The organism is Brevibacterium oceani (assembly GCF_013623835.1).
In the GTDB taxonomy this organism is placed as follows: Bacteria; Actinomycetota; Actinomycetes; order Actinomycetales; family Brevibacteriaceae; genus Brevibacterium; species Brevibacterium oceani.
The window spans coordinates 538,386-551,649 of the sequence record NZ_JABKDE010000003.1 but is presented as its reverse complement, the minus strand read 5'-3'; the positions used below and the strand labels follow the sequence as shown (position 1 = coordinate 551,649).

At 66.2% G+C, this 13,264-nt stretch carries 14 protein-coding genes; 2 read left to right on the top strand and 12 right to left on the bottom strand.

The annotated features are described in order from the left end of the window. Positions 1-71: 71 nt before the first annotated feature. Positions 72-1,295: an amidohydrolase gene (locus tag HK401_RS08975; protein WP_181274296.1), complete on the top strand. Its 1,224-nt coding sequence runs from the start codon at positions 72-74 to the stop codon at positions 1,293-1,295. On the opposite strand, the gene HK401_RS08970 is transcribed toward HK401_RS08975, so the two are convergent. Continuing rightward, positions 1,280-1,762, bottom strand: a complete 483-nt coding sequence (locus tag HK401_RS08970) for an acyl-CoA thioesterase (protein ID WP_219921855.1) — start codon at positions 1,760-1,762, stop codon at positions 1,280-1,282. The two genes, HK401_RS08975 and HK401_RS08970, sit on opposite strands and share 16 nt — an antisense overlap. Positions 1,763-1,899: 137 nt before the next feature. Beyond that, positions 1,900-2,403: an SRPBCC family protein gene (locus tag HK401_RS08965; protein ID WP_181274294.1), complete on the bottom strand. Its 504-nt coding sequence runs from the start codon at positions 2,401-2,403 to the stop codon at positions 1,900-1,902. A gap of 54 nt (positions 2,404-2,457) precedes the next feature. Here HK401_RS08965 and HK401_RS08960 point away from each other — a divergent pair, with 54 nt between their 5' ends. Beyond that, positions 2,458-2,955, top strand: a complete 498-nt coding sequence (locus HK401_RS08960; RefSeq protein ID WP_181274293.1) for a GNAT family N-acetyltransferase — start codon at positions 2,458-2,460, stop codon at positions 2,953-2,955. 37 nt (positions 2,956-2,992) lie between these two features. On the opposite strand, the gene HK401_RS08955 is transcribed toward HK401_RS08960, so the two are convergent. The 10 genes from HK401_RS08955 to HK401_RS08910 form a co-directional block, all read right to left on the bottom strand. Continuing rightward, positions 2,993-3,841 carry a uroporphyrinogen-III synthase gene (locus tag HK401_RS08955; protein ID WP_181274292.1) on the bottom strand — a complete coding sequence of 283 codons (849 nt, stop codon included), beginning with the start codon at positions 3,839-3,841 and terminating at the stop codon, positions 2,993-2,995. 2 nt (positions 3,842-3,843) lie between these two features. After that, positions 3,844-4,752 (bottom strand): LysR family transcriptional regulator, encoded by a 909-nt coding sequence (locus tag HK401_RS08950; protein ID WP_181274291.1) that lies wholly within the window; start codon positions 4,750-4,752, stop codon positions 3,844-3,846. 132 nt (positions 4,753-4,884) lie between these two features. After that, positions 4,885-6,051 carry an MFS transporter gene (locus HK401_RS08945; protein WP_181274290.1) on the bottom strand — a complete coding sequence of 389 codons (1,167 nt, stop codon included), beginning with the start codon at positions 6,049-6,051 and terminating at the stop codon, positions 4,885-4,887. Between the two features lie 130 nt (positions 6,052-6,181). Next, positions 6,182-6,910 carry a cation efflux transmembrane domain-containing protein gene (locus tag HK401_RS08940; RefSeq protein WP_181274289.1) on the bottom strand — a complete coding sequence of 243 codons (729 nt, stop codon included), beginning with the start codon at positions 6,908-6,910 and terminating at the stop codon, positions 6,182-6,184. Next, on the bottom strand, positions 6,907-7,266 hold the full coding sequence (gene cmtR / locus HK401_RS08935) for a Cd(II)/Pb(II)-sensing metalloregulatory transcriptional regulator CmtR (protein WP_181274288.1): 360 nt from the start codon (positions 7,264-7,266) through the stop codon (positions 6,907-6,909). Before cmtR ends, HK401_RS08940 begins: the two co-directional genes overlap by 4 nt. A gap of 88 nt (positions 7,267-7,354) precedes the next feature. Next, positions 7,355-7,993 carry a YccS family putative transporter gene (locus tag HK401_RS08930; RefSeq protein WP_181274287.1) on the bottom strand — a complete coding sequence of 213 codons (639 nt, stop codon included), beginning with the start codon at positions 7,991-7,993 and terminating at the stop codon, positions 7,355-7,357. 29 nt (positions 7,994-8,022) lie between these two features. Continuing rightward, positions 8,023-9,360, bottom strand: coding sequence for a replicative DNA helicase (gene dnaB / locus HK401_RS08925; RefSeq protein WP_181274286.1), 1,338 nt, complete (start codon positions 9,358-9,360; stop codon positions 8,023-8,025). A 228-nt stretch (positions 9,361-9,588) separates the two neighbouring features. Then, a complete protein-coding gene (locus tag HK401_RS08920) occupies positions 9,589-10,317 on the bottom strand; it encodes a TetR/AcrR family transcriptional regulator (RefSeq protein WP_219921811.1) in 729 nt (242 codons plus the stop codon). 34 nt (positions 10,318-10,351) lie between these two features. After that, on the bottom strand, positions 10,352-11,731 hold the full coding sequence (locus tag HK401_RS08915) for an MFS transporter (RefSeq protein WP_181274284.1): 1,380 nt from the start codon (positions 11,729-11,731) through the stop codon (positions 10,352-10,354). Positions 11,732-11,884: 153 nt separating this feature from the next. Next, positions 11,885-13,264 (bottom strand): FtsX-like permease family protein, encoded by a 1,380-nt coding sequence (locus tag HK401_RS08910; RefSeq protein WP_181274283.1) that lies wholly within the window; start codon positions 13,262-13,264, stop codon positions 11,885-11,887.

The following is a 13,264-nucleotide window of genomic DNA, read 5'->3' as shown; positions in this document are numbered from 1 at the left end:
GATGCCACGCTGATAGCGTGAGCATCGTCCGCATCCGGACCGGCCGGGCGCGACCGCAGCGAGGAGAAGTGATGACGACACCGGAATTCCTGGACAACATCGACTCACAGCTCGAGTGGCAGCGTGACCTCTACAAACACCTCCACCAGCATCCGGAACTCAGCCTCGACGAGCATGAGACCGCCGAGCGCATCGGGTCCGAACTCACCGGTCTGGGACTCGACGTCAAACGCATCGGGAACACCGGTCGCGTCACGGTGATCGAGAACGGGGACGGGCCGACAGTGCTGGCCCGCGCCGACATCGACGCACTCCCCGTCACCGAGGACACCGGACTCGACTACGCATCCACCGTCGACGGGGTCATGCACGCCTGCGGACACGATATGCACGCGACTGCCCTCCTCGGCGCCGCGAGGCTCCTCAACGAGAACCGAAATTCCTGCTCAGGCACGTATATTGCACTCTTCCAGCCAGCCGAGGAGAACGCGGCCGGCGCGAAGGCGATGATCGACGACGGTCTGACCACCGCGATTCCGAAACCCGATGTCGCCCTCGCCCAGCACGTCATGCCGATGCCTGCTGGGCGCATCTTCACCGCCTCGGGTCCGGTGATGTCGGCCGGCGATTCGGTGAAGATCACGGTCTTCGGTCGCGGCGCGCACGGGTCGATGCCGCACCTGTCGGTCGATCCGGTCGTGCTCGCGGCCTCGATCGTACTCCGGCTGCAGACGATCGTGTCCCGGGAGACCGAACCGGGCGAGTTCGCCGTCGTCACCGTCGGCGCCTCGAACGCGGGCTCGAAGTCGAACATCATTCCCGACCGTGCCGAACTCCTGCTCAATGTGCGCACCTACGACACCGCCGTCCGGCAGCGTGTGATCGACTCGATCGAACGCATCGTCCGCGGCGAATGCGAAGCGGCCGGTTCGCCGAAGGAACCGACCTTCGAGTACTTCGACCAGTTCCCGCTGACGGACAACAGTGAGGCCGTCAACGACACCGTCACCGAGGCGCTCACCGACTACTTCGGCGCCGAGGTGGTGCAGGAGGCCACCCCAGCGACCGCCTCGGAGGACTTCAGCGAGCTGCCCAACACCTTCGGCATCCCGTATGCCTACTGGTTCGTCGGCTCCTTCGATGCCGAGAAGTACAGGGCCGCCGAGGAGGCGGGAACCGTGCTCACGGACGTTCCGGCCAACCATTCGCCGTTCTTTGCACCCGAGATCGATCCGGCCCTCGAGATCGCGACGAAGGCGCAGGTCGTCGGCGCGCTGGCCTACCTCGGCGGCTGACGCCTGGTAGATCTCAGGGACGCCTCTGCACACCCCTTCCGCGTCTCCGGCAGCTTCTCCGGCAACGGCTCCGCATGCGGGCGCGGCATCCGGTCGCGGTCGTAGGTGATCGTCGAATAGCCGTGGGGAATCGGCGTACCGTCCTCGTCGACGCCGACGAATACGATCTTCTCGATGGTGAGGATGGACTTGCGGGTGATCATATTGCGCACCCTTGCCGTCATCGTCAGCGAGGTGCGCCCGAAGTGGGTGGCGATGAGTCCCATCTCGATGAGGTCGCCTTTTCTGGCCGAGGCCTGGAAGTTGATCTCCGAGATCAGCTTCGTCACGACGCGATGGTTGCCGAGCTGGATGATCGCATAGATCGCGGCCTCTTCATCGATCCATCGCAGCAGACTGCCGCCGAAGAGGGAGCCGTTGGCGTTGAGGTCCTCGGGCCGAACCCATTTGCGGGTGTAGAAGTTCATGCCCTCGACGTGGCCGGTGGGGCTCTCGGGGTGCGATGCCGTCTCTGTGCGCTGTGCCGTCTCTGTCATGCGATCAGGGTAGCGAGCAGATGTTTCGCCGTCGTTTCGGCCGCGTCACCGCCGTTCGCCGTTCGAAGTCATCCTTCGCGTTCGAAGTCATCCTTCAGAGTCGTCAGCGTCCGTCGGATGTTCAGACGCTGAAAGTCCGCGAAGCTCTTCCCGCGCGTGACGATGTGGTCGAAGACCCAGGCCAGAGCATCAGGCCATTTCCGGCGGTCATCGGTCCACGTCTCGGTCACGCGCGTCGCCCCACCGAGATCCTCGAAGTCATACGCCCAGCTCGCATTCGCGCCTTCGATGCTCGGCGAGCGGGGGCCGATCCGACGCACCGTGAAGGCGAAGCGCTTCCCGGGCGTCGAATCGGTGACGACGGATTCGGTCACCCACGTCGCCGGCCCACGACGGTTCGTCCCTTCGAAGATGTCACCTTCGTGCAGGGGCCCCGCAGCTGAGGGTGTGCTGGCTCCGGTGTTCTCCGGACTCCACCGAGGCATCTGCGTCGGATCGGCCACCTGCTCCCACAGCGCGGCGGCATCCACCTTGATCACCAGACTGTCGCTGACCTGCATGATTCGTGTCATCACTGTCCCTTCGTCTCTCGTCCCAGCCTACGGGCACAGGGTAGCCTGACGTCTATGCACCCTCCCCGGACGACTCGGCTGAAGTTCCGCGAGTTGTCGATGACCGACCTCGACGACATGGCCGCACTGCTCGGTGACCCGAGAGTCATGGAGTTCTATCCGGCGCCAAAGGATCGCGACGAAGCTGCGGCGTGGATCGACTGGAATGTGCGCAATTACGCGGAGCACGGTTTCGGACTGTGGGCGGTCGATACCCATGACGGCGAGTTCATCGGCGACTGCGGCCTCACCTGGCAGACCGTGAACGGGACTCCTCATCTCGAGGTCGGGTATCACGTGAGGGCCGCGGCTCAGGGGAAGGGCTGTGCCACCGAGGCGGCTCTGGCCTGCCGTGATCATGCGCGCGACCTCGCGGTCGCTCAGCATCTCGTCTCCGTCGTCCACCAGGACAATCGATCGTCCCAGCGAGTGGCCGAGAAACTCGGCATGCGACGAGACCCGTCACTGCGGCATACCTCGCCGATCCACGAGGTGTTCTCGATGAGGCTGTGACCCTCATCGGGCCTGTCGTCGAGGACCGACTAACCGCTCACTGCGATGCTCGCCCCGATGCGGCGAGTTCGCTGACGAGGATTCGGGCGAGGGCGCCGAGGCGGAATCGCTCCGGGATCACGGTTCTGATGCCCCGTTCCCACAGCGGCGCGGCGGTGACATTGCCGACCGCCGCAGCCACGACTCCGTCGTTGAACGCCTCGATCACTGCAGGCAGCAGACTCTGCTCCTCGGCCATGGCGAGGAAGGCGGCGGCACCGGGTGCCGAGGTGAAGGCAACGGCGTCGCACCTGCGCTGCGCAACGAGGTCGACCGCATCGACCACGGCTTCCGGATCGGGCGCGGGACCCCAGCGGTAGATGACGAGTGAGCGGACATCGGCACCGGCCGCGGCAAAGGCCTCATCCAGGCCGTCGGCTCCGGCGCCGTGGTGCTGCACCGCGATCCGCAGGCCGTTGACGCCCTCTGTCAGGAGCACCTGTTCGATCTCCGCGCTGGTCTCGGACTCGGCGACCCAGTCGACCGTCAGACCGGCCGCCTGAACCGCACCTCCGGCTTTCGGGCCGCGAACGACGATCCGTGCCCCTCGGAGCATCGCTTTCCACTCATCGCGCATGCCCGCGGCTTCGGCGACCTCGCCCCAACCGGTGAATCCGACGCCGGTCGTGACCACGACGATGTCGGGCCGGTGGTCGATGAGGTCACGGGTACGGGCGGCGAGTTCAGGGTCATCGATGTGCGGGATGACGGACAGGGTCGGAGCGTGCACGATCTGCGCTCCATGCCTCTCGAGAGCGGATGCGAGCTGTTCTGCTCGCCGTTGAGCGGTGAGCACGATGCGCCGTCCGGACAGTTCGTCACCGATGTCGCTGCGGGGCTGGTCCATACTCATATTCTGCCTCCAACTCGTCCTTCGAGCGCATTGCGGTGAACGATCATCTGATCCTTCAGCGCCTGCACGAGCGCAGCGATAGCGGGTCGACGCATCGAGTCGGGCCGCAGCACCATCCAATACGGCAGACGCTCGGCGACCGTGTCGGGGAAGAGACGCACGAGGTCCGGATGCAGGTCGGCCATGAAGCACGGGAGGAATCCGATGCCGGCACCGGCACGGGTGGCTTCGACATGGACGAAGACGTTCGTCGAGGTCAGGGCATCTTTCATGGTCGGGAAGAGTCGCCTCGGCGCATCGAGGTCATCGACCTGGAGCATGGAGTCGACGAAGTAGACGAGGCGGTGGTCGTCCAGTTCCTCCACCGAGGTCGGGGTGCCGTTGGACTCCAGATACTCGCGTGAGGCGTAGAGGCCGAGCACGTAGTCGCCGAGCTTCATCGCTTCCGCGCGGTGGACGCGAGGTTCGCCGACGACGACCTCGATGTCGAGTCCCGAACGCTGCTGCAGGGCCTGCCGGGTGACGGTGACGATTTCGACGCTCAGCCCCGGATGTCGACGGCGCAGCTGGGCTGCCGCCGGTGAGGCGATGTAGGCGCTGAACCCGTCGGTGGCGGTCATGCGCACGACTCCGGTGACCGCGTCCGGTCCCTGTCTCGTGTGTCCGAGGTCGGCGACCGCGGCCTCCATCTGCTCGGCCACGGCGACGGCCCTCTGCCCGAGTTCGGTCAGCTCCCAGCCGTCTGCGGAGCGGGCGAGCACCCGCCCTCCGAGTGACTTCTCCAAGGCGGCGATGCGGCGCGAGACCGTCGTGTGGGTCAGCCCCAGGTTGTGGGCGGCCGTCGTGAACTTCGCAGTGCGAGAGACCGCGAGCAGCACGAGAAGGTCATTCGGCGTGGTGTCCATATCTGCCATGGTAGGTGCGCCCCGACCGGCGCACCCTCGTCGGGGCGGAGCAGATGCCCGGCACCGAGGCGGGGGCTGCAGTGGTCATAGTGACGGAGTGGTCGTGCCGACGGCAGGATCGTCAGCAGGTCGTCATCGTCTGTCGTAGGCCCGGCGGCTGAGGACGGCAGTGACCGTGAGGATGGCCATGACGAGTGCCGTCGAGCCGAAGAGGACGCTCCAGTGATCGCCGTGGCCCATCGGCCCGCCGACCGCCGCTCCGAGGGCGCTGCCGGCGAAGAGGCAGCCGGCGAAGAGCGCGACCACCGTGCCTCGGGCCTGCGGGAGGACAGAGGTCGACCAGGTCTGCAGGGAGGAGTGGAGGAACGACCAGGTCGCGCCGAGCAGCAGGCCGGCGATGACGACGGTGGCCAGGGAGATGTGAATGGTCAGCACGACATAGCCGATGATCGGCGCGCAGCCGCCGAGCGTCATCAGGCGCGGCATGGACATCCTGGCCGACAGCGGTCTGACGAACCGGCTGGTGATGATCACTCCGAGGCCGTAGGCGGCGGTGGCCAGTCCGGCCGCGCCGGCGCCGATCCCCTGGGACTGCAGCGCCGGGGCGAGCAGGGTGAGCACCCCGAGGACGACCGCACCTTCGACGAAGGCGAGGCCGATGACGACGAGCACCCAGCGGTGGGTGAGAGCAGAACGGAAGGTCGAGAGCATGCCGCTGCCGGTCTCGGGTCGATACTCGCGCAGTCGCATGAGCCCGAAGGAGCAGAGGACGGCCAGGACGGCGGGAACGGCGAAGACGATCCGCCAGTCGAGCCAGTCGGCGAGCAGGCCGGAGATCGCGGTCGCCGAGGCGGTGCCCAGTGCGATCGCCGCCATGAGATCGGCCAGGGCCGGCTGGCGCCGTTCTTCGGCCACGGTGTCACCGACGTAGGTCAGGGAGGCAGGAACGACGGCCCCGTAGAAGGCGCCGGCGAACGCACGCGCCACGATCAGGGTGATGAGGTCCGGAGCCACGGCGGAGACCGCCCCAGCCAGAGCGGCGGCGAACAGCGTCAGCCACATCAGCCGGATCCGCCCGAATCGGTCGGACAGGGCACCCCACAGCGGCTGGCTGATGCCGTAGGCGAGGTAGTACAGACTCGCGACTGACAGACTCTGCGTCAGTGTGGCCCCGAGATCAGCGGCGACCAGGACGAGCAGGGGGCTGACCGCGAACCGGTCGAAGCTCGAGACGAAGGCTGCCGCTGAGACCGCGACAGGTGGACGGATCAGCGGTGACGGAAGCTCGGGACTGCTCACGTCCGCCCACTGTACTCCGACCGATCCGGCCGCTCCCCACCTGTCCGAACCGCTGCGCAATTCGATGCCGGACGGTGTCGACGACAGGAGTTCCAACGACGGACCTCACAGCAGGGCGCACTATCACGGCTCAGCCGCAGGGACACGTCTCCTCATCGTCACAACAGCACGATTCGACCTCACGCTCTCCCGTGAGCACGTTGATCGGAGCCGCGCAGCAGGCATCGCCCCGCCAGGCTTCGATGCCCTCCCGGACAGCGAAGACCGCGATGACCAGGGCCGCAAGGGAGTCGGCCCATGCCCAACCGAGCAGGCTGTTGAGCAGCAGCCCGGCGAGGAGGGCGGCGCTGAGATAGGTGCAGATGAGGGTCTGCTTGGAATCAGCCACCGCGGAGGCGGATCCGAGTTCCCGTCCGGTGAGCCGTTCGAACCAGCTCAGGAAGGGCATGACGAGCAGGCTGAGAGCCGCGATGACGATGCCGACGGTGGAGTGCTCGGGATCCCGCAGGCCGGTGAGAGACAGTACGGCGTCGACGCCGACGTATGCGGCGAGGGCGAAGAAGGACACGGCGATCACCCGCAGGGCCGTCTTCTCGCGGCGTTCCGGGTTCGGGGCGGCGAACTGCCAGGCCACTGCCGCGGCGGAGAGAACCTCGACGATAGAGTCGAGACCGAAACCGATGAGGGCCGCCGAGGAGGCTGCTCCTCCCGCGACGATCGCGACCACGGCTTCGATGACGTTCCATGCGATCGTGATCGCGACGACGATTCGGATCCGTCGTCGCAGAGTCGCTGCTCGCGCCGAACTCGGAGATGGTCGGGCCGCATACGAGGTCGGGCTCACGTCGGCCGATGTCATCCGGTCACCGAGTTCTCGCAGCACCCTTCGACCGTGCAGTCGGGGTCGATGCATTCCGCGTTATCATCGACGGCCAAGGTCACCTCGACGAGTGCATTGAGCGCCGCTGTCAGGTGCGGATCGGCGATCTCGTAGCGGGTCTGTCGTCCCTCTGGTTCGGCGACGACGATGCCACATCCGTGCAGGCAGGCTAGATGATTCGATACATTTGTCCTGGTCAGAGCCAGATCAGCGGCTAATCGGGCCGGGTAGCCGGGCTCGTTCAGAAGGGAGAGGAGGATGCGGGATCGGGTGGAATCGGCCATGGCACGGCCGAGTCGATTCATCGCATCGAGCCTCGAAGCAATAGTCAGCATTCTCTGACTATACAGTGGTCACTGACGTATGAGTAGGCCGTCCGAGGCTGAGGTCCGAAGCTGAGGACGGAGTGGAAGCCGGCCCGGGTCAGCGCACCCGCTGGGGCCCCCGCGGTCTCAGCGCAACCACGAGAGTGCACACGCCGAAGGCTCCGATGGTCAGCACCGTTCCGACGACGAGGATGCCGATATCGGCGGGGACGTCCACCTCATCGGCCGGTTCGGTGGGGACTTTGCCCGCGGGATCGATCATCACCGTGATCGTGTCTCCCTCATCGATGTCGTCGAAGCCGTCCTTGCCACGGTAGGTCATCGGCTGGTCGACGGGAGTGCCGTCGGTCTTCTCGAGGGTGTACTCGTGCGTATAGACCTCACGACCACCGGTGTTGTCCGAGTCGTGCACGGTCTCCTGCTCGACGTCGTGGCTGACGACGACCACTTCTGTGAGCTCGCCGACCTTGGACAGTGCGAGGTCTTCGGCGAGCATGATCGTCCCGATGCCCGCAATCGCGACAGCGGGAGCGACCAGCCACAGGGGCCACCTGCGGCCCATCGACTGGTACACGCCGACAAGTGCCACGATGAACGCGCAGCAGGCAACGATGATGCCCGCGAGAAGCAGCGAGGGCCTCAGATAGGTCACGGCGAATGCCACCGCGAATCCGATCACCACCACTGCAGGCATGATCAGCAGGATCAGCAGACTCCGCGCCTTGTTCGGTGACATGAATGTTCCCTTCTGTCGACGCCTCTGCCCTACTGCGGCATGTTGACGAAGCGGGATTTCGCACCCTGGAACGCCACGGGGATGTCCATCGTCGGACCGGCACGGTGCTTGGCGACGATGATGTCGGCCTCACCGGCGCGTTCGTGTTCCTTGTCGTACATGTCCTCACGGTGGATGAGGAGGACCATGTCGGCGTCCTGCTCGATCGAACCGGACTCACGCAGATCCGAGATCATCGGCCGTTTGTCGGTGCGCTGCTCGCTGCCACGGTTGAGCTGGGACAACGCGATCACCGGGACCTCGAGCTCCTTGGCCAACAGCTTGAGCGAACGGGAGAACTCCGAGACCTCCTGCTGACGCGATTCGACGCGCTTGCCCGAGGACATCAGCTGCAGATAGTCGACGCAGACCATCTGCAGATCGTGCTGCTGCTTGAGCCTCCGGCACTTCGCACGGATCTCGGTGAGCGCCATGTTCGGCGAATCGTCGACGAACAGCGGAGCGCCGTTGATCCGAGCCTCGGTCGCGGCCAGAGTGGTCCAGTCGTGCGGGCTGAGTTCGCCGCGACGCAGATTCTGCAGCGGGATCTCCGACTCCGCCGAGAGCAGACGCATGACGAGCTCGTTCTTGCCCATCTCGAGTGAGAAGAACACGGCGGCCGCATTGTTGTGGATCGCCGCCGACCGGATGAAGTCGAGCGCCAACGTCGACTTGCCGACACCGGGTCGGGCGGCGATGACGATCATCGTGCCCGGGTGCAGACCGTTCGTGAGGTTGTCGAACTCGGTGAAGCCGGTGGGCACACCCGCGGTCTGACCGTCGGTGTTGCCGTTGCGTTCGATCTCCTGGGCGACCTCGCCGAGGATGTCGGAGAGGATGACGTAGTCCTCGGTCGTATGGCGTTCGGTGACCTTGTAGATCTCCGCCTGCGCGGAGTTCACGACGTCATCGGTGTCGCCTTCGGCGTCGTAGCCCATCTGCACGATGCGGGTGCCGGCCTCGACGAGACGGCGCAGCACGGCCTGCTCGCTGACGATCGCGGCATAGTACCCGGCGTTGGCTGCGGTCGGAACCGAGGAGATGAGCGTGTGGAGGTAAGCGGCACCGCCGACCCGGGCGAGGTCACCGGTCTTCGTCAGATAGTTCGCGACCGTCACCGAGTCCGCCGGCTCACCGCGGGAGTAGAGGTCGAGCACGGCTTCGTAGATGGTTTCGTGAGCGGGCTTGTAGAAGTCATCGCCCTTCATCGTCTCGACGCAGTCGGCGATGGCGTCCTTCGACAGCAGCATCGCACCGAGCACGCTCTGCTCGGCCTCGACGTCCTGCGGAGGGGTCCTCAGACCGTCATACCCCTGGTCGTTGCTCACTCGTCGTCCTCTCTCACGCTCGGCACGCCCGGAATCGGTGCCATCCAACTGTACCCGTGACCGACGGCACTCAGGCACCGGCGACTACGGAGGCGCTCGTCTGGTTCCGCGCGACGCCGGCTCAGCTCCGCGCGTAGTCGGCGAAGCTCCTCGGTCGGTGGAGAGATACCTTACACACCGGTGCAGACACGAGCGCGGCGTCGGTCCCCGACCCACGTCAAGGACGGATCAGTCAGCCGATGGCGTGGAATCTCGAGGTGCGAGCGCATGCCTCACACCTGCGAGGACGACCTCGAGCTTTCCCGTGAACCATGCATACGGTTCGGCCACGATCGACCCGTGGATCGCTGTGTGGATGGCATCGCGTTCGACATCGGTGGCAGATTCCTCACTCGCCGAGGCCGCCCCCGACCATGCGCGTTCGAGCAGCTGACGCGGTGTTCCCGGGTTCTCACCTCCGGAATTCTCGCTTTCCGACTCCACGCTTCCTGAGCTCACCGCATCGAAGTGCTCGACGCCGCGTCGGTTGTCCGTGACGAGGTCGAAGACCACATCGCAGGCGAGAACCGCGTTTTCGGCGCTGAATCCGGCACGCATGAGGACGGCGCACAGGTCGTCCAGGAGGCGCATGATCCCGAACGGCACGACCCCGCGGGAGACTTCACCGGCCGAGCCGGGATGGTCGGCGAACAGATTCCATGCCGCACAGGCGTAGCTGCGCAGCACGGGCTCCCAGTCCCCATCGAGGCTCGGCCAGTCGGCATTCGTGATGATGAGATCGAGACCAAGACGCACAAGGTGGTCGCGATCCGGGGCGTGGCGATAGAGGGTCGTCTCACCGACCCCGAGGTTCTCACGCACCGCCGCGAACGTCAGGGTGGAGAAGCCGACGGTGACGACGGCGTCCGCGATCTCGTCGCGGCTGACCCGTGGGGGTCGACCCCGTCTGCCCGTCACACTCACGCACCATCCTCGCTGTCGCCGGCCACTCTTATTCCGGTGACGCTATCACGGCCTGATCACCCTCCGCCCCGCCGGCATCGACGGGTGACGGCTCCGCTGCAGCCGCCTCGGCGACGATGCGGAAACGGGGATGAAGTAAGACGAAGCCGGCGACGGCCGCCACGACCAGGGCGCCGACGACGATCGGCAGCTGTGGTCGGATCCCGTAGAGCGCGGTGCTCAGGGTCGGTGCGACGACGAAGGTCAGTCCGTTGGTCGCTCCGATGAGCCCCGCCAGACCGCCCTGCTCGTCGCGTCGCATGAGCAGCGAAGGCCCCGCCGTGTACCCGGGCAGCGCGACCCCCAGACCACAGCCGATGAGGAAGATGCCCACCGCCACCGACCATAGCCCGATGTCAGGGATGAGGACGATGAACCCTGACAGTGTGGTCAGTGCGCCGACACGCAGCAGAGTCGCCGGCGACCACCCGCTGCGAGGCACGATGATCGACTGTGCCAGGACCATGCCGACCCCGGCTGCGAGCAGCACACCGCCGGTGACGAGACCGGTCGCCTCGGCATCGAGAGCCAGTCGGTCCTGGACGATGAATCCGCAGATCACCTGCACGAAGCCCAGCGAGGTGAGCAGCCCGAATCCGGCGAGCAGGAACGGCCACACGCGTGTGTCGCCGGGCCGGATGCGTGCCGGTTCGGCAATGAGCTCATGACGGGGTTCGGGCCGAAGGACGAAGATGACGAGGACCAATCCGACGGCGAGCAGCACGGGGACGACGATGAGAGGCGTGATGAGGCCGAATCCGGAGAGCAGTCCTCCGACGACGGCCCCGACGACCATTGCGATGCCCTGGACGGCGCCGACGCCTGCCATCCCCCTGACGCGGGCGGATTCGTCGACGGTGACATCGGCGATGTAGGCCTGAGCAGTCGGTGGGACCGCGGCGATCGCAGTGCCGAAGCCGAGCCCCCGCAGCAGCACAAAGAGACAGAACAGCGCGGTGCCGACCACGACTCCTCGCATTCCCGCGAAGGAGGCGAGCGCGAACAGTGCGGTTGAGACGGTCGCCACGAGGAGGGCGGCAATGAGCACCGGTTTGCGGCCCCATGACTGCGAGCGCCGGCCCCAGAACTGGCTGGAGACAACGACCATGATCGCCGCGGTCGAGATCGTCACTCCGATCTGCCACTCGGCCAGTCCGACCTCCCTGGCCAGGGGCGCAATGATCGGGTTGAGCGTCATCTGCCCGAGGTAGACGAGGAAGACGATGGTCAGCAGCACCTGGATCTGCGGTCGCGATGATACGGGCGAGGCAACCTGCCTCGAGGGCCGCGTCGGAGCCTGTGTCGGTGACTCGGTCGGGTCCGGTCGGTCCGAGTCTCGTGCAGCGGGAGAAGTGCGGTCAGCGGTCATGGGACCAGGCTAATTCATTTTCGGAGGTAGACAACCATAATTCAACAGATTCTCACCATACGGGCCGATGACACGGGCCTGAGCACCTCGGACACCATCGCCGAGGCGGCCCATCCCGACCGGGTGAGCCGCCTCGGTGATGGGGTGGGGTCCTCAGTCCCGCGCCCGGCCGGCGGTGGCCACGGAGCGCAGGATCGGCTTCGTCAGCTGCAGCCCGCCGCGGATGATCCCGATGCCCACCGCCACGGTGAGGAGGATCGTGAGGAACGTGACCGGTTTGAACACGAGTGCCGCTCCGGCCAGGGGGAACACGAGCAGCAGCCCGAGCCCGCCGGCCACGAACGAGACCCAGATCGCCGGGGACATGACGGCCCGCACCAGCGCCCGATGCATGAGGGTCGGATCGGCTCCGGCGGCATAGAGGTCTTGGAAGGTATCGGCCCGATCGTAGATGTCGGCGACCTGGTTGATCACCGCAGAGACAGCGATGAGCACGATCGCGATGCCCATGACCAGCAGCACCCCGGTGAACATGTCGTGGAAGAGATGGATCTCGGCCTCGCTCACTCCCATCTCGGAGCCCTCGGCGGAATCGATGCCGAGCTGGGACAGGGCGACGCCGGAACCGCAGACGGCGGCGATGAAGGCCGCCATCGCCAGTCCGGAGACCCGCCGCCAGAACCGCTTCGGTTCATCGGAGACCAGCCGGGCGGCGATGAGACGATCAGGAGTGGCCGCGCGCCGACCGCTGAGATGGGCGAACCAGCGGATGAGCAGACCGCCGACGAGGTCGACGACGACGAGTCCGAGCGCCAGGAAGCCGATGGTCAGGCCGAGGATGAAACCGACGCCGAGGCCGGCCTTCGTGAGTGCGAAGACGATGGGCAGGGCGATGACGGCGGCGACCGCGACGATGATGCGGCCGAGGGGGAACTTCCGTTCCAGGCTCTTCGTCCGCACTCCCAGAGGCGACACCGCGACTTTCCGCAGACCGAGCAGCGCCGAACCTGCACAGACGAGGACGAGGAAGACGACCACGACGAGGATGAGCCAGACCGGCATGAGCATGTTCGCGTATCCGATGGGCTCGCCCATGAAGTGGATGAGGCTGACCGGCAGCGCCAGCCCCAGGTAGCCGACCACGCCGAGGACGATTCCGGCCAGTGCCGGCATGAGCGGTTCGGCCACTGCCAGTGCCGTGATCTGTGACTGCTTGGCGCCGAGGAGGGACATCGTCGACAGCCGTTCGTCCTGTCGGCGGGCCGACAGCGTCGCCGAGGCCGAGGCCAGGGTGGCGGCTGGGATGACGAGGAGGACGGTGGCCAGTGCGGCCAGGGTCTTGTACATGACGTCCATGCCCGCCTCGGCGGGGTCCGTGCTCGGCGGGATCTGGAAGAACATCCAGGCGCCGGCGGCCACTGTGAGGAACAGTGTGGCGCAGGCGAAGAACGCGCCGGCGACGAGGACGGAGCTTGCCGAGGTCAGCGACCGTCGCCCGAGGACGAGGGGAATGGTGCGCATAGTGGTGGACAT

Excerpts from the sequence above, each read along its gene's own strand:
- HK401_RS08960 (WP_181274293.1), top strand. The coding sequence starts at position 2,458 with ATGCACCCTCCCCGGACGACTCGGCTGAAGTTCCGCGAGTTGTCGATG.
- HK401_RS08970 (WP_219921855.1), bottom strand. The coding sequence starts at position 1,762 with ATGAACTTCTACACCCGCAAATGGGTTCGGCCCGAGGACCTCAACGCC.
- HK401_RS08975 (WP_181274296.1), top strand. The coding sequence starts at position 72 with ATGACGACACCGGAATTCCTGGACAACATCGACTCACAGCTCGAGTGG.
- HK401_RS08940 (WP_181274289.1), bottom strand. The coding sequence starts at position 6,910 with ATGACATCGGCCGACGTGAGCCCGACCTCGTATGCGGCCCGACCATCT.
- HK401_RS08955 (WP_181274292.1), bottom strand. The coding sequence starts at position 3,841 with ATGGACCAGCCCCGCAGCGACATCGGTGACGAACTGTCCGGACGGCGC.
- HK401_RS08930 (WP_181274287.1), bottom strand. The coding sequence starts at position 7,993 with ATGTCACCGAACAAGGCGCGGAGTCTGCTGATCCTGCTGATCATGCCT.
- HK401_RS08950 (WP_181274291.1), bottom strand. The coding sequence starts at position 4,752 with ATGGACACCACGCCGAATGACCTTCTCGTGCTGCTCGCGGTCTCTCGC.
- HK401_RS08915 (WP_181274284.1), bottom strand. The coding sequence starts at position 11,731 with ATGACCGCTGACCGCACTTCTCCCGCTGCACGAGACTCGGACCGACCG.
- HK401_RS08965 (WP_181274294.1), bottom strand. The coding sequence starts at position 2,403 with ATGACACGAATCATGCAGGTCAGCGACAGTCTGGTGATCAAGGTGGAT.
- HK401_RS08910 (WP_181274283.1), bottom strand. The coding sequence starts at position 13,264 with ATGTCCACCACTATGCGCACCATTCCCCTCGTCCTCGGGCGACGGTCG.
- cmtR (WP_181274288.1), bottom strand. The coding sequence starts at position 7,266 with ATGCTGACTATTGCTTCGAGGCTCGATGCGATGAATCGACTCGGCCGT.